At 57.9% G+C, this 22,296-nt stretch carries 22 protein-coding genes; 14 read left to right on the top strand and 8 right to left on the bottom strand.

Features of this window, described 5'->3' with window-relative positions; all coding sequences use genetic code 11:
- Positions 1 to 62: 62 nt before the first annotated feature.
- From QC816_RS00275 to tatC, 8 genes are all read left to right on the top strand, one after another.
- Positions 63 to 446, top strand: a complete 384-nt coding sequence (locus QC816_RS00275; protein WP_066318303.1) for a gamma-butyrobetaine hydroxylase family protein — start codon at positions 63 to 65, stop codon at positions 444 to 446.
- A gap of 122 nt (positions 447 to 568) precedes the next feature.
- Positions 569 to 1,324, top strand: coding sequence for a bifunctional demethylmenaquinone methyltransferase/2-methoxy-6-polyprenyl-1,4-benzoquinol methylase UbiE (gene ubiE, locus QC816_RS00270; protein WP_085917067.1), 756 nt, complete (start codon positions 569 to 571; stop codon positions 1,322 to 1,324).
- 22 nt (positions 1,325 to 1,346) lie between these two features.
- Entirely contained in the window at positions 1,347 to 1,985 is a 639-nt protein-coding gene (locus QC816_RS00265) for a ubiquinone biosynthesis accessory factor UbiJ (RefSeq protein WP_085917066.1), read from the top strand.
- Complete coding sequence (ubiB, locus tag QC816_RS00260; protein ID WP_085917065.1) at positions 1,982 to 3,604, top strand: ubiquinone biosynthesis regulatory protein kinase UbiB; 1,623 nt, start codon at positions 1,982 to 1,984, stop codon at positions 3,602 to 3,604. The genes QC816_RS00265 and ubiB overlap by 4 nt, the downstream gene beginning before the upstream one ends.
- Positions 3,605 to 3,625: 21 nt before the next feature.
- A complete protein-coding gene (locus QC816_RS00255; protein WP_085917064.1) occupies positions 3,626 to 3,988 on the top strand; it encodes a phosphoribosyl-ATP diphosphatase in 363 nt (120 codons plus the stop codon).
- A gap of 42 nt (positions 3,989 to 4,030) precedes the next feature.
- On the top strand, positions 4,031 to 4,306 hold the full coding sequence (tatA, locus tag QC816_RS00250) for a Sec-independent protein translocase subunit TatA (RefSeq protein ID WP_085917063.1): 276 nt from the start codon (positions 4,031 to 4,033) through the stop codon (positions 4,304 to 4,306).
- 3 nt (positions 4,307 to 4,309) lie between these two features.
- Entirely contained in the window at positions 4,310 to 4,732 is a 423-nt protein-coding gene (gene tatB / locus QC816_RS00245) for a Sec-independent protein translocase protein TatB (RefSeq protein ID WP_085917062.1), read from the top strand.
- On the top strand, positions 4,729 to 5,514 hold the full coding sequence (gene tatC, locus QC816_RS00240) for a twin-arginine translocase subunit TatC (RefSeq protein ID WP_085917061.1): 786 nt from the start codon (positions 4,729 to 4,731) through the stop codon (positions 5,512 to 5,514). Before tatB ends, tatC begins: the two co-directional genes overlap by 4 nt.
- A gap of 82 nt (positions 5,515 to 5,596) precedes the next feature.
- Here the strand turns inward: tatC and elbB are convergent, their stop codons facing one another.
- Positions 5,597 to 6,256 (bottom strand): isoprenoid biosynthesis glyoxalase ElbB, encoded by a 660-nt coding sequence (elbB, locus tag QC816_RS00235; RefSeq protein ID WP_264823640.1) that lies wholly within the window; start codon positions 6,254 to 6,256, stop codon positions 5,597 to 5,599.
- Positions 6,257 to 6,416: 160 nt separating this feature from the next.
- On the opposite strand from elbB, the gene hemB reads away from it, so the two are divergent.
- Positions 6,417 to 7,430: a porphobilinogen synthase gene (gene hemB / locus QC816_RS00230; protein ID WP_199283980.1), complete on the top strand. Its 1,014-nt coding sequence runs from the start codon at positions 6,417 to 6,419 to the stop codon at positions 7,428 to 7,430.
- Positions 7,431 to 7,635: 205 nt separating this feature from the next.
- Entirely contained in the window at positions 7,636 to 9,762 is a 2,127-nt protein-coding gene (gene ppk1, locus QC816_RS00225; protein ID WP_422823606.1) for a polyphosphate kinase 1, read from the top strand.
- A 54-nt stretch (positions 9,763 to 9,816) separates the two neighbouring features.
- On the opposite strand, the gene metE is transcribed toward ppk1, so the two are convergent.
- Complete coding sequence (metE, locus tag QC816_RS00220; protein ID WP_309780537.1) at positions 9,817 to 12,114, bottom strand: 5-methyltetrahydropteroyltriglutamate--homocysteine S-methyltransferase; 2,298 nt, start codon at positions 12,112 to 12,114, stop codon at positions 9,817 to 9,819.
- A 99-nt stretch (positions 12,115 to 12,213) separates the two neighbouring features.
- Between metE and QC816_RS00215 the strand changes: the two genes are divergently transcribed.
- On the top strand, positions 12,214 to 13,152 hold the full coding sequence (locus QC816_RS00215) for a LysR family transcriptional regulator (RefSeq protein ID WP_085917056.1): 939 nt from the start codon (positions 12,214 to 12,216) through the stop codon (positions 13,150 to 13,152).
- Here QC816_RS00215 and QC816_RS00210 read toward each other — a convergent pair.
- The 4 genes from QC816_RS00210 to QC816_RS00195 form a co-directional block, all read right to left on the bottom strand.
- A complete protein-coding gene (locus QC816_RS00210) occupies positions 13,115 to 14,710 on the bottom strand; it encodes an ATP-binding protein (RefSeq protein WP_309780536.1) in 1,596 nt (531 codons plus the stop codon). The genes QC816_RS00215 and QC816_RS00210 overlap by 38 nt on opposite strands.
- Positions 14,711 to 14,723: 13 nt before the next feature.
- On the bottom strand, positions 14,724 to 15,482 hold the full coding sequence (locus QC816_RS00205) for a winged helix-turn-helix domain-containing protein (protein ID WP_233337280.1): 759 nt from the start codon (positions 15,480 to 15,482) through the stop codon (positions 14,724 to 14,726).
- Between the two features lie 446 nt (positions 15,483 to 15,928).
- Positions 15,929 to 16,108 (bottom strand): PLDc N-terminal domain-containing protein, encoded by a 180-nt coding sequence (locus tag QC816_RS00200; protein WP_085917053.1) that lies wholly within the window; start codon positions 16,106 to 16,108, stop codon positions 15,929 to 15,931.
- A 66-nt stretch (positions 16,109 to 16,174) separates the two neighbouring features.
- On the bottom strand, positions 16,175 to 17,524 hold the full coding sequence (locus QC816_RS00195; RefSeq protein WP_085917052.1) for an MFS transporter: 1,350 nt from the start codon (positions 17,522 to 17,524) through the stop codon (positions 16,175 to 16,177).
- A gap of 144 nt (positions 17,525 to 17,668) precedes the next feature.
- Between QC816_RS00195 and QC816_RS00190 the strand changes: the two genes are divergently transcribed.
- Genes QC816_RS00190 through QC816_RS00180 form a run of 3 tightly spaced genes read left to right on the top strand, consistent with a single transcriptional unit; the run spans position 17,669 to position 20,451 of the window.
- On the top strand, positions 17,669 to 18,472 hold the full coding sequence (locus QC816_RS00190) for a substrate-binding periplasmic protein (protein WP_309780535.1): 804 nt from the start codon (positions 17,669 to 17,671) through the stop codon (positions 18,470 to 18,472).
- Positions 18,462 to 19,193, top strand: coding sequence for a substrate-binding periplasmic protein (locus QC816_RS00185; RefSeq protein WP_085917050.1), 732 nt, complete (start codon positions 18,462 to 18,464; stop codon positions 19,191 to 19,193). Before QC816_RS00190 ends, QC816_RS00185 begins: the two co-directional genes overlap by 11 nt.
- Positions 19,186 to 20,451, top strand: a complete 1,266-nt coding sequence (locus QC816_RS00180) for a GGDEF domain-containing protein (RefSeq protein WP_309780534.1) — start codon at positions 19,186 to 19,188, stop codon at positions 20,449 to 20,451. The genes QC816_RS00185 and QC816_RS00180 overlap by 8 nt, the downstream gene beginning before the upstream one ends.
- A gap of 9 nt (positions 20,452 to 20,460) precedes the next feature.
- Here QC816_RS00180 and QC816_RS00175 read toward each other — a convergent pair whose 3' ends face one another.
- Positions 20,461 to 20,607, bottom strand: a complete 147-nt coding sequence (locus tag QC816_RS00175) for a hypothetical protein (protein WP_176243600.1) — start codon at positions 20,605 to 20,607, stop codon at positions 20,461 to 20,463.
- Positions 20,608 to 20,633: 26 nt separating this feature from the next.
- Positions 20,634 to 22,259: a BCCT family transporter gene (locus tag QC816_RS00170; RefSeq protein WP_085917048.1), complete on the bottom strand. Its 1,626-nt coding sequence runs from the start codon at positions 22,257 to 22,259 to the stop codon at positions 20,634 to 20,636.
- Positions 22,260 to 22,296: the final 37 nt, after the last annotated feature.

The following is a 22,296-nucleotide window of genomic DNA, read 5'->3' as shown; positions in this document are numbered from 1 at the left end:
GGATGCCGAGCCTTGGCGCGCCACCAATGGCCGCCGACACCCAGCTGCTTTTGAGGTGTATCATGACTGCTCCCACCCCCACCCGCGTTCACTACCACAAGTCGACCCGCGAGCTTGAGCTCGGCTACGCCAATGGCGAAAGCTATCGCCTGCCGGTGGAACTGCTGCGCGTTTACTCACCTTCTGCCGAGGTACGCGGCCATGGCGGCGATACCGCGGTGCTGCAGGTCGGCAAAAAGGATGTAGGGCTGCAGAACATTACCCCAGCGGGCAACTACGCACTCAAACTGCACTTTGACGACGGTCACGACAGCGGCCTGTTCAGTTGGAACTATCTCTATGACCTGGCCCAGCATCAAACGGCCTACTGGGAAAACTACCTGCAACGGCTTGAGGAGGCCGGGGCCTCCCGCGAGCCTGCCAGTATCCAGTTCAAACAGCTGTGACGTAACGCCCCAGAGCAAACGCAGACAAGCCGGGGCGGACAAGGCTACAATGCTGACAACCTTATTAATGCGGCGACCGCTGGGTCGACGCTCATCGCCTCGAACTCTGGAGCCAGAGCCCCATGAGCCCCACGGATAAACGCACGACCGATTTTGGTTATCAGGAAGTTCCTCTCGACGAAAAAGCCTCTCGGGTAGCCGACGTTTTCCACTCGGTCGCCGCACGCTACGACGTCATGAACGACCTGATGTCGATGGGCATTCATCGTGTCTGGAAGCGCCTCACCATTGAGCGTGCCGGCGTTCGGCCGGGTCACCACGTCCTCGATATCGCGGGCGGCACCGGTGATCTGACGCTTAAGTTTTCGCGCCTGGTCGGCCCGCGAGGCAAAGTCGTGCTTGCCGATATCAACGCCTCCATGCTCAACGTTGGTCGCGACAAGCTGATGGACAACGGCGTGGGCAGCAACGTCGAGTATGTACAGGCCAACGCCGAATGCCTGCCGTTTCCCGACAACAGCTTTGACTGCATCACCATCGCGTTTGGCTTGCGTAATGTCACCGACAAGGACGCCGCGCTACGTTCCATGGCAAGGGTCCTCAAACCCGGCGGACGCCTGCTGGTGCTGGAGTTTTCCAAGCCTAGCAATGCGCTACTCACCAAAGCCTACGACGAATATTCTTTCCGCCTGTTGCCGAAAATGGGCGAATGGGTGGCAGGCGACGGCGAAAGCTACCGCTACCTAGCCGAATCGATTCGTATGCACCCCGATCAGGAGACGCTGAAAGGCATGATGGAAAATGCCGGTCTCGAGCGGGTGGAGTACACCAACTTAACCGGCGGTATCGTGGCACTGCACCGCGGCATCAAGCTATGACACCAACCACCGAGAGGTCAGCATGCTGCTAACCCCGACCCTGTTGCTGGCCGGATGTGAACGCACGCTGAACGCCCTGCTTGCCCGTGACCCGGCGTCACCAGCGCGGCTTGCCCAGCTCTCGGGTAGTCGGCTGCTCGTGCGTTTCGAACAGCCTCAGTTCGCCCTGGTACTTCATTATCACGCCGCCGGGATTGACCTGCTGCGCGCCGACGATATTGACGAACGCCACGTTGATGCCGTCGTGGAGCTGACTCCGGAAACCCTGTCAGCCTGGATTGGCGGCACGTCGATCGAGCAGTTGATGTTTGAAGGCAAGCTGGCGATACGCGGCCAGGTGCATTTACTCGAAGCGACGCGCACGCTGCTTCTTGACCTGGATCTCGACTGGGAAAACGAACTGGCACGTTGGTTGGGGGATACGCCTGCCCACTCACTGGCCGAGGGGGTGCGGCGAGCGGCTGACTGGGGGCTGCGTACCAAGGACGAGTTGGTGCAGGATGTCTCCGAGTACGTGTTTGAAGAAGCCCGCTTACTGCCCGGCCGCCAGCAGCGCGATGTATTACGCGACCAGTTGACCGCGCTCGAGGTGGCGACTGACCGTCTGGAAGCCCGATTCAAGCGCCTCGAGCGACGGCTGCGAGCAGGAGCACGCCCATGAGTTTGCGGTTGTTTCGCATCAGTTGGGTGATGGCCCGTTACCGCCTGGATACGCTCCTCCCGCTTGATCGGTTTCCCTGGTGGTTGCGCCTTCTGCTGTGGTTCTCGCCACTGCGCCTGATGCCCGTCGGCCATCGCACGCGCGGCGAGCGCCTGCGCCTCGCGCTGGAAACACTGGGACCGATTTTTATCAAATTCGGCCAGATGCTCTCCACCCGACGCGACTTGTTACCCGAAGACATTGCCGACGAGCTCAGGCGCTTGCAAGACCAGGTGCCGCCCTTTCCGGGTGAGCAGGCCGTGACCCGGGTGGAAAAAGAACTCGAAATGTCGCTCAGCGATGCCTTTGCGTTCTTCGACACGGCGCCTCTGGCCTCGGCTTCCATTGCGCAGGTTCATGTCGCCCAATTACATAGCGGCGAAGACGTGGTGGTCAAGATCATTCGACCCGGCATCGAGCGCATCATGCGTCAGGATATGGCGTTGATGTATCAGGTGGCCAAACTCTTGGCCAAGGTACCCGAAGCCCGACGTCTACGCCCGGTGGAAGTCATCAGGGACTACGAGGCCACGCTTTTCGATGAGCTTGACCTGTATAAGGAGGCCGCCAACACCTCTCAGCTCAAGCGCAATTTCAAAGACTCCCCGCTGCTGTTTGTACCGACCATCTACTGGCCGTTTACCCGCCGCCACGTCATGGTCCAGGAGCGTATTCGCGGCGTGCCCGTCGCCGACCTCGACACCCTCAAGGCCAACGGTACCAATCTCAAGAAGCTCGCCGAGCGCGGTGTGGAAATCTTCTTTACCCAGGTGTTTCGCGACAATTTCTTCCATGCCGATATGCACCCCGGCAATATTTTCGTCAACTGTGATAACCCGGAAGATCCGCAATATATCGCCATTGACTGCGGTATTGTCGGCAGCCTGACACGGGAGGATCAGGATTACCTGGCCCGCAACCTGCTGGCGTTTTTCCATCAGGATTATTACGAAGTCGCTGCACTGCACATTGAATCGGGCTGGGTGGGCGAAAACACCCGCGCCAACGAGTTTGCAGCGGCGATTCGCACGGTTTGCGAACCGATTCTGGAAAAACCGTTGAAAGATATATCCTTCGGCCAGGTCCTGCTGGGGCTGTTCCAGACCGCACGGCGCTTTAACATGGAAGTACAGCCCCAATTGGTACTGTTGCAGAAGACCTTGCTCAATATTGAGGGCCTAGGCCGACAGCTTTACCCTGACCTGGACCTGTGGAGCACGGCAAAACCCTATCTCGAGCAGTGGATGAAAGAACGGGCGGGCGTCGGCGGCCTATGGCGCTCGTTGAAGCGCCAGGCACCGGAACTGTCGCACCAGTTACCCGAGCTACCGGTACTGGCGCATCAGGCGCTCAGCCGCATGGAGCACGAGCACCGCCAGCGTCACCAGCAGACCTCTGCCATCAGCGACATGCAACAGCAAATGGCTCGCCAGGGCAAACGCCAGCATCGCCTGCGTATTGGCCTGGTTCTGCTAGGCCTGGCACTGGCCTGGCAGCCACTGAGCCAATGGGCAGGCAGTCAGCAATGGCCGGTGCTTGTCGCAGCCGCCATCGGTCTGCTGCTGCTGGTATGGCAATAGTTCAAGAACCCGAGGATCCCCATGGACACGACGCCTTACACCCCTAATAATGCACCTGTGCTTGATGCGCTCGCCGACGTATTACGTCAGCGTCGTCACGCGTCGCCGGACGATTCTTATGTTGCCTCCTTGCATTACAAGGGATTGAACAAGATACTCGAAAAACTCGGCGAGGAAGCCACCGAAACACTGCTCGCCGCCAAAGACGCCGAACATGGCAGCTTTGACGAGCGACAGGCACTGGTCGCCGAAACCGCCGACCTATGGTTTCATAGCCTGGTGATGCTGTCGCATCTGGACCTGGATCACCAGGATGTACTCAACGAATTGGCGCGCCGTTTCGGCATTTCCGGCCACGACGAAAAAGCGGCGCGTCAACAATAGCCTTCAGGCTTTGCAACACAGCCCCATCACGAGGACACGCTTATGTTAGGTGGTATCAGTATTTGGCAGTTGCTGATTGTACTAGGCATCATCATCCTGGTTTTCGGCACGAAAAAGCTCCGCAACGTCGGTACCGACCTGGGCGGTGCGGTGAAAGGCTTCAAGAAAGCCGTCCATGAAGACGAGAAAGACGCCAGCAAGAAGGACGATGACCAGCCCCAGGCGAAAGTTCGTCACGATGAGGCTGGCAACACTTACGACGTTCAAGCGGAAGAGAAAGAAAAACAGACAGCTGATCATCAAGACGAGCGCAAATAAGCCATGTTCGATTTTGGCTTTTTTGAAATTCTGGTCATTGGCGTTGTCGGGCTCCTGGTACTGGGTCCGGAACGCCTTCCCCGCGCGGCGCGCACGGTCGGCCTGTGGGTCGGCAAGATCAAGCGCACCGTCTCGGGCATGCAGCGCGAAATCAGCGCCCAGCTCGAAGCGGAAGATCTGCGTCAAACGCTCTCTGACCAGCAGAAAAAGCTCGATGACAGCCTTCGCAAAGCCAAGCATGACGTAGAGCGGATAGCGGACGCCCCCGAAAAGCCAACGCCAGCCTCCGGCGACCCATCAACGACGTCGGAAAAGCGTGCCGCCAGTGCCGCCTCGCATCTGGATGAAGCACTGGAAACCGTCCGTGAGAAAGCACCCGCGTCGCCCGACGCCGAGTCATCTACCAAGGACAGCAAGCACCCATGAGCACCTCTGATGATTCGCAGGAGCCCAGCAATGATCAGAAACAAGCGCCGTTAATCGAGCACCTCATTGAACTGCGCTCGAGACTGATGCGCGCGGTTATCGCGATTCTTTTGATCTTTCTCGGGCTTTATGCGTTCTCGAACGACATCTATCTTTTCGTGGCAGAACCGCTGATGGCGCTGCTGCCCCCAGGGTCGCAAATGATTGCGACCGAAGTGGCCTCACCGTTTCTTGCACCGTTCAAACTGACGTTGGTAACAGCGCTATTTATTGCGGTGCCGTTTGTGCTGCACCAGGCTTGGTCGTTTATCGCACCAGGGCTTTACGATAACGAGAAAGCACTGGCAATTCCGATCCTGGTCTCCAGCATTCTGCTGTTCTATGCCGGGGCGGCGTTTGCATATTACGTGGTGTTTCCGTTGCTGTTTGCGTTTTTCACCCAGGCAGGGCCGGAAAACATCACGGTAATGACGGATATCAATCAGTACCTGAACTTCGTGCTCAAGCTCTTCTTTGCCTTTGGCGTGGCGTTTGAAATTCCGGTTGCCACGTTTTTACTGATTCTGTCCGGCGCGACCACGGTCGAGAGCCTCTCCCAAAAACGCCCGTACATTATCCTGGGCTGTTTCGTGATTGGCATGGTGCTCACACCACCCGACGTCATATCGCAAAGCCTGCTGGCCATTCCCATGTACCTGCTTTACGAGGTTGGCCTGCTGTTTGGCCGCCTGGTCCGCAAGCGGCGCGCCGAAAAGGCCGCCGAAGCGTCAGGTGAAGAATAGCTCGCACTAAAAACAAACCGCTGCCCAAAGGCAGCGGTTTGTGGATGGATATAGACGTCCGGCGGAGAGCGTCGCTAATGGGTCAGTCCATCATTTCATCGATCCGATCAACGAGCTTGAAGATGCCGGTGGCCGCTTCACTGATCCGCGTTGCCAGCATATAGGCAGGCGTCGAGACCACGCGGTGCTCAAGATCGACCACGATATCCTCGACACTACAGCTACGGTGAAGGCCGCCCATGGCGCTGATGGCCCCGGATACGCCAGGATCATTGCCCACCGTCACGGCGATCCCGTCGCCCAACAAACGCGTCGCCAACACTGGCGCAATGCAGATCAGGCCGATCGGCTTGGCATCTTCGCGAAAGCCTGACAGGACTTCCCTGAACGACGCCAACACCTGCATGCTGTCTCCCGCCAAGGCGAAATCCGATAGGTTTTTGGCGACACCAAAACCACCCGGTACAATTACCGCGTCAAATTCGTCAGCCGCCAGGTCAGTTAGTGGGCTGACGTCACCGCGGGCCAGACGTGCTGATTCCACCAGCACGTTACGTTTTTCGTCCGTGTCAGTCTCCTGGGTGAGGTGATTGACCACATGGTGCTGCTCGATATCCGGGGCAAAACAACGATATCCTATCCCCAACTGGTCCAAGCGCAGTAGCGTCAGGGTGGTTTCGTAAATTTCCGACCCGTCGAATACACCGCAGCCAGCAAGAATCACTGCTACCTGTTTGGTCATGCTTTTCTCCTTGTGCAGGGCCTGCTCGTTCAGCAGCGTTTGCGCCACTTTAGTCAGTCTTTCAGCGCACCACAAGACGGCTTTCGATGCAGACCAGGGCTGATATACTCAGCCAAGGTCGGCAGATACCCTCATTTACGAGTTTTTGTGGAGAATACCGTTGAGTACACCTACCCCTCGCCACTTTCCCGCGACGCGTCTGCGTCGCATGCGCCGCGACGACTTCTCCCGCCGTTTAATGCGCGAATCAACGCTGACGCCCGGCGACCTCATTCTGCCGGTTTTCGTCCTGGAAGGCAGCCAGCAGCGCGAAGCCATCGCCTCTATGCCGGGTGTGGAGCGCCTGTCGATTGACCTGTTGATCGAGCAGGCCCGCGACGCCTATGCGCTGGGCATTCCCGCAATCGCACTGTTCCCGGTTGTCGGCGGTGAACAGAAAACCGAACTCGCCGAAGAGGCCTACAACGCCAACGGGCTCGTACAGCGCAGCGTGCGCGCACTCAAGGAGGCGCTGCCGGAACTGGGTATCATCACCGACGTCGCCCTGGACCCGTACACCATCCACGGCCAGGATGGGATTATCGACGAGAACGGGTACGTGCTTAACGACCGCACCGTCGACACCCTGCTCAAACAGGCGCTCTCCCATGCCGAAGCCGGTGCCGATGTCGTTGCCCCCTCCGACATGATGGACGGGCGTATCAGCGCTATCCGCCAGGTGCTTGAACAGGAGCATCTGCACAACGTGCGCATCATGGCTTACAGTGCCAAGTACGCCTCGCACTACTACGGTCCCTTCCGCGATGCCGTGGGCTCCTCCGCCAACCTGGGCAAAGCCGACAAGCGGACGTACCAGATGGACCCGGCCAACAGCGACGAAGCCCTTCATGAGGTGGCAATGGACATTGCCGAGGGAGCTGACATGGTCATGGTCAAACCGGGAATGCCTTACCTGGATGTTGTCCGGCGGGTCAAAAGCGAGTTGCGCGTGCCCACCTATGCCTATCAGGTAAGTGGCGAATACGCGATGCACCGCGCTGCTTTCGACAATGGCTGGCTGGATGCCGACACGGTCATCCTGGAGTCTCTGATGTGCTTCAAGCGCGCCGGGGCAGACGGTATTCTGAGCTACTTTGCCCTTGACGCCGCACGTCTGCTGACGAATGCGCGTTGATCCTGGGAGGCTGAAGCCAGTAAAGCGTAGATGACAATGCCGTGACACGTCTTTGTCATCTTCCTCCGCCATACTGCGTTAACAGATGCGTATCAGGCAGTGATATGCTCAGAGACGACTAACGCCGGAGGCAGCTACCATGGACGACCAGGTCACCGATAACTCGCCCTACCCGCGCCATGATAATGACGGTAGCGACAGCGAGATGTCCACGCTTCGCGTCAACCGCACGCCCACAGGCGTTCAGGCCCGCGAAGCGCTGCCTGAGACCGATCTGGACGACCCGCAGCTTTACTTCAATCGCGAGCTCTCCCACCTGCAGTTCAATATCCGTGTGCTGGAGCAGGCGCTGGATGAAGCACACCCACTGCTCAACCGATTGATGTTCTTGCTGATTTTTTCATCCAACATGGATGAGTTCTTTGAAATTCGTGTGGCCGGACTCAAGCACCAGATTGCCCTGGGTGACGATACAACGGGTGCCGACGGGCGGCTGCCAAGGGCGGTGCTTGCCGAGATTTCTGACATTGCCCACGCGCAAATCGTCCGCCAGTATCAGATTCTCAACGATACGTTGTTGCCTGCTCTAGAAGCGCAGGGGCTAAGGTTCCGTCGCCGCGACCAATGGACAAAGGCGCAAAAAGACTGGGTCCACGAGCTGTTCAACAACGACATCATGCCGGTCATCAGTCCCATCGGGCTGGACCCCTCGCACCCTTTTCCGCGGTTGGTGAACAAAAGCCTCAACTTTATCGTCGAGCTGGAGGGCAAAGATGCCTTTGGACGCGCCGGGGGCATGGCGATTCTCCCCGCGCCCCGCTCGTTGCCACGCCTCATGGCACTGCCCAAGCATCTGTGCAGCGAGGGCTATACCGAGTACGTGTTCCTGTCGTCGATGATTCATGCCCATGCTGAAGAACTGTTTCCAGGCATGAAGGTGCGCGGTTGCTACCAGTTCCGCCTGACACGCAACGCCGACATGAGCGTTGACCCGGAAGAGGTCTCCGACCTGGCCTCCGCGCTGCGTGGCGAGCTTTTGGCTCGCCGCTATGGCAGTGGCGTACGTCTGGAGGTGGCCGATAACTGCCCGGACGACCTGACCAACTTCCTGCTGCGCCAATTCAGCCTTGAAGCTGACGACCTGTACCGTGTGCAAGGCCCGGTCAACCTGACCCGGATGATGGCCGTTCTTGGCGATGTTGACCGGCCGGAGCTGCTCTACCGGCCGTACACGCCTGGGATCCCCAAAGCCCTGAAAGGCGGCAGCCTGTTTGATGCCATCGCCAAGCAGGACGTGCTGCTGCACCACCCTTTCCAGTCGTTTTCGCCAATTGAGGACCTGCTCAGCGAAGCAGCCCGCGACCCGAATGTGCTGGCCATCAAACAGACGCTCTACCGCACCGGGGCCGATTCGCCGATTGTCAGCGCACTGGTGGACGCGGCCAGCCAGGGCAAAGAAGTCACCGTGGTGATCGAGCTGCGCGCGCGCTTTGACGAAGCCGATAATCTACAGCTGGCATCGCGCCTGCAGGAAGCCGGGGCCATCGTGATTTACGGCATCATGGCGTACAAGACGCATGCCAAGATGCTGCACATCGTGCGCCGCGAACGCGGTGAACTACGCCACTACGCCCATCTGGGTACTGGTAACTACCATTCGAAGACCGCCAAGCTGTACACCGACTATAGCCTGCTGACCGCCAACAAGGCACTTTGCGCCGACGTTCACCGGGTATTTCAGCAACTGTCGGGGATGGGCCGCGCGCGCAAGATCGACACGCTGCTCCATGCGCCGTTTACCCTGCACGAGCGGCTCATGGAAATGATCGACCGTGAAGCCCAGGTCGCCCGCAAGGGCAAGCGAGCCCACATCATCATCAAGTGCAATTCGCTCACCGAGCCGAAACTGATCAAGGCGCTTTATCGCGCCTCCCAGGCGGGTGTTGAATGCGACCTGATCATTCGTGGCATGTGCTGCCTGAAACCCGGCCTGCCGGGTGTGTCGGACAATATTCGTGTGCGCTCGATCATTGGCCGTTTCCTGGAACACACACGGGTTTTCCATTTCCACAACGACGGCAAGCCGGAGATCTGGTGTTCAAGCGCCGACTTCATGTCGCGCAACATGTTCCACCGGGTGGAAACCTGCTTTCCACTATTGGATAAAAAGCTCGCCACGCGGGTACGCAAGGACCTGGAAACCTACCTGGTCGACAATTGCCAGAGCTGGCTGCTGCAAAGCGACGGCAGTTATCACCTTCAAAACCCCGGTAGCGGGGATGCGATCAGCGCCCAGGAAACCCTGCTCTACGCCTACGCCAGCAAAAGCTAGCCCAGTTAACCCCCCCGGCACCAAGCCGGGGTTAAACGTCCTGTAGTATGTCGCTTACGTATAGCGCTGACGAATCTGCCGGGCAGCCTGGACCATATTGGCCAGGGCCGGCTCCACCTCCGCCCAGGTGCGGGTTTTCAGGCCGCAGTCCGGATTGACCCACAGCTGCTCGGCGGGCATCTTTTCCAGCGCCTTTTCCAGCAAATCGACCATCCACGCCACATCGGGAATATTCGGCGTGTGGATATCGTAAACACCGGGCCCCATTTCATTGGGATAGGCAAAGTCCTGGAAAGCGTCCAGCAATTCCATATTCGAGCGTGACGTTTCGATGGTGATCACGTCAGCGTCCAGCGCCGCAATCGCACCTATGATGTCGTTGAACTCCGAATAGCACATATGGGTGTGAATCTGGGTGCTGTCGTCGACGCCTGAGGCACTTAATCGGAAACACGCCACTGCCCAGTCCAGGTAGCCCTGCCATTCATGCTGGCGCAGCGGCAAGCCCTCCCGCAGGGCGGGCTCGTCGATTTGAATGATCCTGATGCCGGCGCGCTCCAGATCCTGCACTTCGTCGCGCAGCGCGAGGGCAATCTGCTGACAGGTGGTTTCCCGGGACTGATCATCGCGTACAAACGACCACTGCAGGATCGTCACCGGCCCCGTCAGCATGCCCTTCATGGGCTTGTCGGTCAGCGTTTGCGCATACTCGCTCCAGCGTACGGTCATGGCGGCCGGACGGTTCACGTCACCAAAAATGACCGGCGGCTTGACGCACCGCGAGCCATAGCTTTGCACCCAGCCAAAACGGGTAAAGGCAAAGCCGTCCAGCTGTTCACCAAAGTACTCCACCATGTCGTTGCGCTCGGCCTCACCGTGAACCAGCACATCCAGACCCAAGGCTTCCTGACGCTCGACCGCGTAGGCAATGTCCGAGCGCATGCGCGCCTCGTAGTCGGCCTGGCTTATCTCACCCGCTTTAAAAGCACGCCGCGCCGCACGAATATCGGAGGTTTGCGGGAAGGAGCCAATCGTCGTGGTCGGCAACAGGGGCAGGTTCAGGGCACGCCGTTGCGCCACCGCGCGTTCTGCATAGGGAGAGCCGCGCTGGCTGTCCTCGGACGTGATAGCGGCAACGCGAGCACTGACGGCTGGCTGATGAATACGCCCTGATTCACGCCGGACATCCAACGCCTGCGTTGCCGCTTTCAAGCGCTGCTCATCAAGGTCGGTGGCGCGATTATCGATCAGCCGGGCCAGGGAAACCACTTCGTCGAGCTTTTGGCGGGCAAAGGCCAGCCAACTGACCAAAGCTTCATCAAGGTCTGTCTCCTGGGCAAGATCCACAGGCACGTGCAGCAGCGAACAGCTTGGCGCCAGCCAAAGCCGCTTACCCAGGCGAACCTTGAGCGGCAGCAGGCATTCGCGCAGCGCGGCAAGGTCGGCACGCCAGATATTGCGGCCATCAACAAACCCCACCGATAGCACCTGGTGCGGGCTCAGTCGATCAATCACGCTGTCTACCTGCTGAGGCGCGCGCACTGCATCAATGTGAAGCCCATCCACCGGCAGCCGGGTCGCCACCGACAGATTATCACCCAGGCCGCCAAAGTAGCTGGCCACCATCAGCTTCAAGGGAGCGGACTGCAAGCGGTGATAGGCACGTTCAAAGGCCTGCTGCCAGGCAAGGGGCAAGTCCTGCACCAGTGCTGGCTCATCCAGTTGAACCCACTCGACCCCCTGGGTGGCCAGGCGTGCCAGCACGTCGCAGTAGACATCCAGGATGCTATCCAGCAGCGTCAATCGGTCCAGCTCGGCGCTTTGGGATTTCCCCAGCCACAGCCAAGTGAGCGGACCGGTCAGGGTCACCTTGGGGGTAAATCCCGCGGTCAATGCTTCATCGACTTCGTCGAAAAGCCGGTGGGAGGCCAGAGCAAAACGTTGCCCTTGGTGTAGCTCCGGGACCAGATAATGATAGTTGGTATCAAAGTACTTGGTCATTTCGCAGGCAGCTGCCGGTTCGCCGCTGGGCGCACGTCCCCGCGCCATGCGAAAGGTGGTATCCAGGTCAACGTCACCCGCCGCCACTTCCTGTGCCGCATTGAAGCGCTCGGGTACCGCGCCTAACAGCACCGAGACATTCAGCACCTGATCGTAAAACGCGAAATCGCCCACGCTGACCATGTCGAGTCCCGCCGCCTGTTGGGCTTGCCAATGGCGCAAACGCAAGTCCCGGCCGGTCTGTTCAAGCTCTTCGCGGGAACACTCGCCCTGCCAGTAGGCTTCAGTGGTTTTTTTGAGCTCGCGACGAGCGCCAATTCGGGGATAGCCGAGGATATGAGAAACTGTCATGATGAAACCTTGCAACGTGAATGATTTCACTTAGTCTGGGCATCGACAGAAAGTGAATCAAACTAAAGTTTTTAATATTAACTATGAAAAACCTTCATCATGATTGAATTACGCCACTTGCGCACCCTGCTGGCGCTGCGTGAGACAGGGTCTCTGGTAGAGGCGGCCGAGCGGGTCCATCTCACCCAATCTGCGCTGTCACATCAGTTGAAAGACCTTGAAAGCCGGGTGGATAGCCCACTGTTCATGCGCAAGACCCGGCCGGTTGAATTCACCCGCGCCGGACTGCGTTTACTGGCACTCGCTGATGAGGTTCTGCCCGAAGTGCGCAAGGCCGAGCGCGACCTGGCACGCATGGCCGGAACCGAAATGGGGAGACTGCACATGGCCATTGAGTGCCACAGCTGCTTCCAGTGGCTGATGCCCACGGTGGACTACTTTCGCGATCACTGGCCCGAGGTCGAGATCGACATACCCAGCGGCCACCACTTTGACCCGCTGCCCGCGCTGGCGCGCGAACAGCTCGATCTGGTGATCACGGCTGATCCGCAGCCCATCGAGGGGGTGCACTACGCGCCGCTGTTCCGCTATGAAGGATTGCTCGCGGTTGCCAGGCAACATCCACTTGCCGGTCAGAGCTTCGTGACGCCCGAGGCACTGGCCGATGAAACCCTGATCACCTACCCGGTCGAGCAGTCACGACTTGACGTCTTTAGCCAGTTTTTAACACCCGCCAATGTGCGCCCCCGGGAAATCCGCACCGCCGAGCTGACGATCATGATGATGCAGCTTGTCGCCAGCGGCCGTGGTGTCTGTGCGCTGCCTAACTGGGCGCTCTCGGAGTACCTGGAACGCGACTACGTTAGTGCCGTGAAGCTTGGAGAGCAGGGTGTGTGGAGCACCCTGTATGCCGCCGTGCGGGAAGAAACGCTGGAGGCGCCATGGATGCAGGATTTTTTACGCACCGCACGGGAAACGTCGTTTGCCGTCCTCAACGGTATCAAACCGGCGACTCGCGACGCGGAATCAGTAGCGTGAAGCGCGCGCCACCCAGGGAAGGGCTGGTATCCACGGTGACGCTACCGCCATGGCCTGCCATGACTTTTTGCACAATCGACAACCCCAGCCCGTAGCCCCCCGAACTGCGCGCACGGCTATCGTCCAGACGGGCGAAAGGTTTGAACACGTCGGCCCGAGCATCGGCTGGAATCCCCGGTCCATCATCCTCCACGTCAATACGCACCAGGTGGGGCTCATCCCATAGTCCAATCACCACCTTGGACTGACCATGTCGGCAGGCATTACTGACCAGGTTCTGCAGCGCGCGCTGCAGGTAGCGAGGCTCCGCCAGGAGCTCGACGTCAGGCCCCGGCGCCAGCGTTATCGACAAGCCTTCATGAAGCGGCGAAAGCGAATCGATCACCCGCTCGGCCATCGCCCGACATTCCACCAGCGACGTTTCCAGCTCGGCGCCGTTGACCGTCTCGCCCCCCAGCCGGGCATAGGTGAGAATTTCATCGATCAGCTCATCCAACTCGGCAATATCGGTATCGATACCCTGAAGCTGGCGTCGTATCGCGGGCTGATCGGTCATATCCTCGACCATTTGCACGGCAAAACGGATACGGGCTACCGGCGTTCGCAGCTCGTGTGACACGGCGCGAATCATCTCCTGCTGCCCACGCAACAGCGACTGCACCTGATTGGCCATCCCGTTGAACGCCATGCCCAGGCGCCCAAGAAAGTCGCCGCTTTCGACTTTGACGCGGGTTTCCAGGCGACCACTGGCAATCCTTGTCGCCGCCAGCTCGAGACGCGCCATGCGTGATTCGATACTGCGCATCACCAGGTAGATAATCAGCGCCAGCACGACCATCAGAGCCATCAATAACGGCAGGTGAAGGTTCAACGGCAGGACGGAGCCCCCGGCTGCAGGCCCTACTTCAAGCCATTGGGAGCCGTCGGACAGCTGATAGACGAAGCTTATCGATAGTTGTTCACCGCGTAAACGCGTGACGACCTCGCCGCGATTGAGCTGGCGACGCTGCGCATCACTCAACGCAGCAGGGGGGCGATCGGTCAGCGAAAGTGGCCAGCCACCCTGCTCCAGTGCACCAAGCCGCTCACGACGTTCGTTACCGTCAAGCGGCGACAGCCACGCACCGAGTATCTCTATGGTGGCGTGCCACTGTCGCTCGCTCCAGTAAGGGAAGTCGGCCTGTAACAGCCAGGGTTGGCCAGGGAGGCGGCGCTGTAATCGCCAGGGAGACGTCGCCACCAGTACTTTTCCCCGCTCCAGGCGGGAACGCTCGAAATAGCTCAGGGAAGCATCTTCCAACGGCAAAAGTGTCAACTGCATATCGAGCTGCTCAGCCCAACCCGCTAGCTTCGCCTGGCGTTCGCGCGGCGTGCTGTCGGCGAGTTGCTGCGTCATTAATGACATTGGCAGCGCCGTTAATGCCTCGCGATAGTCCTCGCGGCTAACCTGCTCGATAAAGGCGCGCCCGCCCAGGGCAATTAAAAACACCATTAGCAGCGCGGCACCCAGCAGCAGATAAAAGCGTAAAAACGAGCCGTGGCTGAGCACCCGCCGCATGTAGCTGTCCTTCTTAGCTGTCTTTTACAAACAGGTAGCCCTTACTACGTACCGTCTTGATACGGTGGGGCTGGTTGGGGTCATCACCAATCTTAGGACGAATACGTGACACTCTCACATCGATCGAACGATCCTGCCCATCATATTTGATCCCACGCAGATCATTAAAAATCTCTTCACGGGTGAGCACACGCCCGGCATTGCGCGCCAGCAACCAAAGCAGGTCGAACTCGGCGCTGGTCAAATCGATGCGTTCCCCCGACAGCCAGGCTTCACGGGTGGCATTATCGATTTCAAGATTCTCGAAGCGCAGACGTATTTCGCCTTCCGAGGCTGGCCCGTCGGCACGCCGCAACAGCGCTCGCATGCGGGCCAGGAGTACCCTTGGCTGAACAGGCTTGGGCACATAGTCATCCGCGCCCATTTCAAGTCCCAATACCTGATCCAGATCGTCCGTACGTGCCGTCAACATCATGATCGGACCTGCAAAGTTGGGTCGCACGCGACGACAGATCGCCAGGCCGTCTTCCCCGGGCAGCATTAAATCAAGAATCACCAGATCCGGCTGCAGGGTCAGGATGCGATCCACTCCCTTCGCCCCATCAGCCTCCAGCGTGACTTGAAAGCCGTTGGCTTCCAGATAATCCCGGGTCAGCTCAGCCAGGCGCTGATCATCCTCAATGATGAGCACGTGATCCTGGTCGGGATAATCAGGCTTGTGCGATTCTTGACTTCCAAGCGTCTGAAACCGTTCTTCTAAGTGATCCACCATCCTAGTTGTCAACTCCACTTAAGCTATGTGTCTTATCGCCTGCTTACCCCACACAGAAGCAGGCTGTTTATGTTTATTTACAGAATACCTCAAAAGTGCTCAAGCGCTTGTCAGCTGACGCAATATGCACGTTTCTTAAACATTTTACCCAAAAGCCGCCGCTTGATTCTTGCCACACCGACAGCTAATGTAAGTGACTACGCTGTCGTCAACCTGACAGGAGGAGACGGTCATGGGAAGTGACAAACCCAAAAGTGTCATCAAACGTGTTTACGTTCCTACCCAAGTGCGTGATTTGCCTAACGGGGAGAAACTTAAAATCCCTGGGCATTACAAATCCCCTCCCGGTGAAGAACAAAGCTGATCGCCATTTATCTATAGTAGTGACTTAATAAGGCAGGCCCAGGGCCTGCCTTATTCATATCTACATCACCAGTAACGTTTCGCTATCCTTTCGGCCCCAGCAGCAACCACACGATCAGCCCGACCAGCGGAAAAAACAGCAACACCAATATCCACAGTAACTTGGCCAGGCCACCGGCAGTGCTTTTCGCTACCTTAATGATGGCCCAGACGATGATGACGAGCCAGATAAGCCCCAGTAATCCACCCACTTCAATGCCCATATCAACTCCTTGTATTGGGATCCATGACTGTGCAGCTAAGCATATAGCTACAGCTGACACAAGCGACTAAGAGGATGCCTGCCAGTTCAGGGCGGCCTGGCGACCACGCGCTTCATTTACCCTTGCGCAAACCAGCATCGCCACGCCAAACAATACCGCGCACAGTAGGATAGATGCCTGGAGACCGACCAAGGCCTGCAACCCTCCCAGCAGCACAATCCCGATGACACCTGCCAGCTTGTTGGCCAGCCCCCAAAAGCCAAAGAACTCCGCTGACTTGGTCGTTGGCGAGAATAAGCCGACCAGCGCGCGGCTAGCCGACTGACTGGAACCCAGGCTCAGCCCGGCTAAACACCCCACGAACAAGAAGACATACTGGGGTTGCCATTGCCATTCAGTGACCTGGTTCACCCAGTCGGTGAACTGCGGGGTCAGCCAGATAGCCAGAATGGCGGCGATCCACAGCCCCAGAGTAATCTGATAGGTACGCTTGGCACCCAGCCGGTCCTGAATCCAACCAAACCCTAACGCCCCGGCGGCCGCCGTAATTTGCACAATAATGAACATGATATTGCGCACGCTTGCTTCCCAACCAATCACCTGGGCGCCGTAAATAAAGGCAAAGGCGATAATGATGTACACCCCTGCCATCGAAAACAGCAGCGATACCAGAAACACCGACAGATCCCTGAAATGCTTCAGGTCATGAAAGGTAGCCGTGACGCGCCGACGCGCCGTATGCCAGTAGGATCCGCGATGCGGTTGCGGCATTGCCCGCTCTTTCAGCCATATGAAGGTGGGTATGGCGGCCACCAGGAAAAATCCAGCAGCGAAGGGACCTACCCAGCGAATGCGCTCGAAGTTATCAGCGCTTGCTTCGCCCAACACCACCAGCGTGAACCCCGCGGCAAAGAGCCCACCGATATAGCCCAGCGCCCAGCCAAACCCGGAGATCTTACCCAATGCCTCGGGAGGACCCAGCGAAGGCAGAAAGGCCGCGATAAATGACTCACCCATCGAGTAGGCATAGTTCGAAATGATGATAAGTATGAGCCCGATGACCACATAGCCAGGCGCCACAAAATACAGCATAGCGGTCGTCGCAACCGTCGCCAGGTAGCTGAACAGCAGGAAGCGTTTCTTTTCTGCCCGCTCATCCATGATTGCGCCGCATAAGGGTGCGGTGACAACTACCAACAAATAACTGGTAGCCAGGGCGAGACTCCATAGCAGATTGGCAAGACGAAAGTTATCGCCGCGGTCACCCACAATCACGGTGGTAAACAATTCACCGAAAACCACAGTGATAATCAGCAAGGTATAGGCTTGGTTGGCAAAATCGAACATCGCCCAGCCAAAAATTTCACGACGCGAAGCGAAGCCTGAAGCAGCTTGGGTAGGTTGAGCGTGCACCATGATGTCTCTCACCAGCTAACAAGGTGCCAAGCGTATCAGGTTGGCGCACAAAAGCGACACGCCTATCGTTGGAAGAATAGAGGTGACAGTCGCGGCAGCTTGCTCTAAGTTTGATTGATCATCTAATAACAGGGACGTTAATGCATGAAGGAAGCGGGGGGAGTAAGGTGTCGTCGAAAGCCGATCGTCGGGCGCTGGCTAGCAGGCCTGCTGTTGCTTCTCGCACCGCTGGCACTCGCTGGCGGCTCGTCTTCTGACCTGACGTCGCTCACCTTTGTTACCGAAGAATACCCTCCCTATAATTATCAGGACCCACAGACTGGCCAATTGGAAGGCCGAGCGATCACGCTGCTTGAGTCAATACTTGAGCAGGCTGGCACACCTTTCAAGCGTGAGGATATTCTCTACTACCCTTGGATACGCGGCTACGAGTTGGCGCAAAGTGAACCCAATACAGCGTTATTTTCGACCACCCGCACCCCTGCCCGAGAAGCACACTTCAAATGGGTAGGCCCCATCGCACGCGACCGGGTCGTACTGTTGACCTGGGATAACCAGGTCGCTCGGCTCGCGTCGCTGGAAGAGGCAATTGACAAGCGGTTGAGCATCACGGTGATTCGTGAAGATATTGGCGCTCAGGCGCTGCAAGAAGCCGACTACCCGGCCGAGTTACTCCGCCCGGCCATTGATAACCGCAGCGCCTTGCACATGTTACGTCGTGGGCGCGTCGATTTATGGGCCTACAGCGATGAAGTGGCGCGCTGGATCGCCACACAGGAAGGCGTTGAGGCCAGTCGATTGACTGCCGTGCATACGTTAAGCGAATCGGATTTATACTTTGCTTTCAACCCGGCCACGGCTCAAGGCCTGATTAATCGCCTGCAGAAGGCCCTGGAGAATGTTCGTGCTGGACAAAAAGACCGGGAGGCCGGCCATCATGCGAACTAACCCAATACAACAACGCATCGCGTCATGCTGGCGGTCTTTGCTTGCTACGTTATTGCTGGCCCTGAGCCAGCCACTCAGCGCGACACCGCTGATCATCAATACCGAAGATTACCCACCCTTCAATTACCCAAGCGAGCAAGGACAGATCATGGGTAGTGCCACCCAGGTGCTGCGCGAGGCATTGCAGGCGGCAGATATTGACGCGGAGTTTCGGGTGCTGCCCTGGGCAAGGGCCTATACGGCTGCACGCCTGCGCGAGCAACACTGCGTTTACTCGACCACCCGCACCACTGAGCGCGAGGCGCTCTTTCGCTGGGCGGGGCCGCTGGCTATCAACGAGTGGGCAGCATTCAGCCTTGCTGGCCGGGATATCCAGGCGAGTTCAATACAAGAACTGGCTCACTTTCGTGTGGGTAGCTTCCGCGAAGATGCGGTGGGTAATCATGTCGCTGCTCAGGGAGTCGACGTGCTGCGCGCACCGAATGAACGCGAAAACCTGGCGCGCCTGGACGCGGGACTCGTTGATGTCATCGTCACCGGCAAAGCCACCGGCGAGTTTCTGGCCAACGCGAAAAACGTGGCGTTACGGCACCTGTTTACGTTTTATCGCGCACCGCTTTATCTTGCCTGTCATCCCAGCGTATCCAAGGATCTGATCAAGCGGCTACAGCACCACCTTCCTCCCCTTGGCGAGGCGCGCGGAGTTTCGCGCCATGAATAAAACTTCCATACCGTTGCGCTCGGGTAGCCTGACGTCCAAGCAAGCGCTGCTCACCATATTGCTGGCTATCTTGATCAGCGTTATTGCCGGCAGTGTAGAGTTGTTTAATCACGCCTTGTCGATGCGCCAGAATGTTGCCCAGCGTGTTGAACAGCAGTTGGCTATCGTCAGCGGCGCTGCCGCCGAAGCCGCTTTTCAACTGAACCCTGACCTGGCTCACCAGATCGCCTATGGGTTATTCAGCGATAACGAAATTGCCGAAGTCGCCATCCGCGACGATTTCGGCAGCCCCCTGTCCGAGTTTGCTCCCACCGAGGCGGTTGAGTCGAGTTGGTTAAGCCAGCGGCTGTTTGGCGATATGCTGCATTACCAGATTCCGCTGAATTATTACGTGGCCGTCGACTTACCCGAAGCCGTGGTGGGCGAGGTCGAACTTCGGCTTGATGAACAGCGCCTTACCCAACAATTCCTTGATCGCAGTATATCGGTCGTTGGCTCCAGCGTGCTGGAAGCCTTTATACTCAGCCTGTTGATTATTGCCTTCTTCCATTACTTTATTACCCGACCACTGCTCAAGGTCCACGACGCCATCGCGCATGCCGATCCTGAACGCCCCGGCGAGTGGGATAAACCGCAGTTGCGGGGCCACCGTCATGATGAGCTGGGGCATTTGGTCGACAGCCTTGACCACTTGCTGCAGGCCTTCCAACAAGGGTTGGACCAACGCGACCAACTCCACCACCTATCGCATATTGATGGACTGACCGGTGTCGCCAACCGGCGGCATTTTGATCTGTTTTATCAACAGCAGTGGAAGCGCGCCAAGCGAGGTGCCCACCCCTTCTCGGTTATCTTTATCGATATCGATAACTTTAAAGAATTTAACGACCATTACGGTCACGCCATGGGAGATGACACGCTTCGCGCGGTGGCACAGGTGTTGAATAACTGCATCGACCCGGCCCATGACCTGCTTGCACGCTATGGCGGAGAAGAGTTTGTCTGCGTCCTGCCCAATCAAGATGAAGCGGCCGCGCTTGACGTCGCCCAGCGTTTACGCCGGGCAGTGCTGTCTCTAGCCATTCCTCACGCTTACTCAAGTACGCATACCCACCTGACCGCCAGCATGGGGGTCGCCAGCACATCAGCCCAGACAACGCTCAGTGCAGCGGCACTGCTGGCACAGGCAGACCAGCACCTGTATCACGCCAAGCATCTGGGCCGAAACCGCATCGAAACCCGTTCGCGGACAGCTTGAACGACCGGCTCACAGCCACCAGTGTGCGACGACAGCGGCAAGCCCGATCACCAGCGCCGTTATGACAGCGACACACACGGCATGGTCCAGCCAGCGATCAAAGGCAGCCCCTTTGGACTGCCGCCGTGTGGCTCCGTGCCGTGTTTGCCTGACCATCAGTCGTTACCCTTCATGGGACACCTTCAGTGATTGATACGCCGATTGACGACGTTGGGCGCACGGCGTAAACGCTCTTCTTCGCCTAGCTCTTCCGCTTCAAAAGCATCGGCCCCCACAGGCGTTTCACCGTGGCGACGGTAGAGCTGGGTAAGCATCGCTTTACGGTCGGCACGCAGTTCGCGCACCAGCACGATCACCATCATATAGAGAATAAAGGTAAACGGCAGCGCGGACAGCACCGCTGCCGATTGCAGGCCGGTCAGCCCGCCCGCCAAAATCAGGGTAAAGCAGATCGCGGCGATCAGCACACCCCACAACACCCGCTTGTAAAGCGGCGGATTGATAGAACCATTATCGGTCATTTGCGCCACGATGTAAGACGCCGAGTCGGCGGACGTCACCAGGAAAACAAAAATCAACATGATGGCAATGAGTGACAGCACGCCGGAAAACGGCATCAGTTCGAACATTTCAAATAACGCCACCGTAATATTGTCCTGGGTCGCCGCCGCCAGACCAATATTCTCACCGACAATTTCCATGTTGAGCGCGGCGCCGCCGAATACACCAATCCACAAGCAGGCCAGTAGCGGCGGCACCAACAGCACGCCAAAGACATACTCCTTGATTGTACGCCCCCTGGACACGCGGGCCACAAAGGTACCCACGAAAGGCGACCAGGCGATAACCCATGCCCAGTAGAAAATGGTCCAACTGCTCGCCCAGTTCTCATCGCTGTACGGCGCGGTACGCAAACTCATACCGATAAAGTTTTGCAGATAATCGCCAATCCCGACCGTAATGGTCTCGAGAATCGCGACGGTCGGGCCGGTAAACAACACATAAAGCATCAGGCCAATGCAGAGGATCATATTCAGATTGGACAAACGCTTGATGCCTTTATCAAGGCCTGACCAAGTGGAAAGCATATAAGCGCAAAACATTACGAACAGGATGACGAACTGCCAAAAGCCGTTTTCCGGCAGGCCAAAGACGGCATTCAACCCGCCATTCATCTGCAACACACCAAGGCCTAGCGAAGTCGCCACCCCCATGACCGTGGCCACGACAGCAAACACGTCCAGCCAGGAGGCGTAAGGACGTATTCTTGGGTGCTTCGCCGTGACCGATGACAGAACCGAGGACACCAGCCCCGCCTGACCCTTACGAAATTGGAAATAGGCAATGATCAAACCGACGACAGAAAACGCTGCCCACTGGTGAATCCCCCAGTTGAAATAGCTGTATTGGATCGCGTAGCGTGCCGAGGCTTCGCTTTCTGCGGTCACATCTCCGTAGGGCGGGTCAATGTAATGAAACATGGGTTCGGCCATGCCGTAGAAAACCAAGCCTACGCCGAATCCGGCGGCCAGCAGCATGCTGATCCAGGAAAAGAAGGTATAGTTGGGCCGACTGTCCTGAGGCCCCAGGCGCACCTTTCCGTATTTACTGAGCGCCAGGCCAAACAAAAACACCACAAAGCCAAACACGGAAAATAGGTAGAACCAGCCGAACAACTCGGTGATCGTCGCGAGTGCCGACTCTGCGGCACTGCCAAAACTTTCCGGGAAAGATGCGCCGACAACCACCAAGCCAAAAATGATCAGTGTCGATGCGATGAACACCGACTTTCCTCCATGATTTGCCATACAACAACCCTGTTAAAATGAACTCGTTACGCTGCAA

Source organism: Vreelandella janggokensis (assembly GCF_031451615.1).
Lineage (GTDB): Bacteria > Pseudomonadota > Gammaproteobacteria > Pseudomonadales > Halomonadaceae > Vreelandella > Vreelandella janggokensis.
This window is presented reverse-complemented; position numbering and strand designations above follow the sequence as displayed.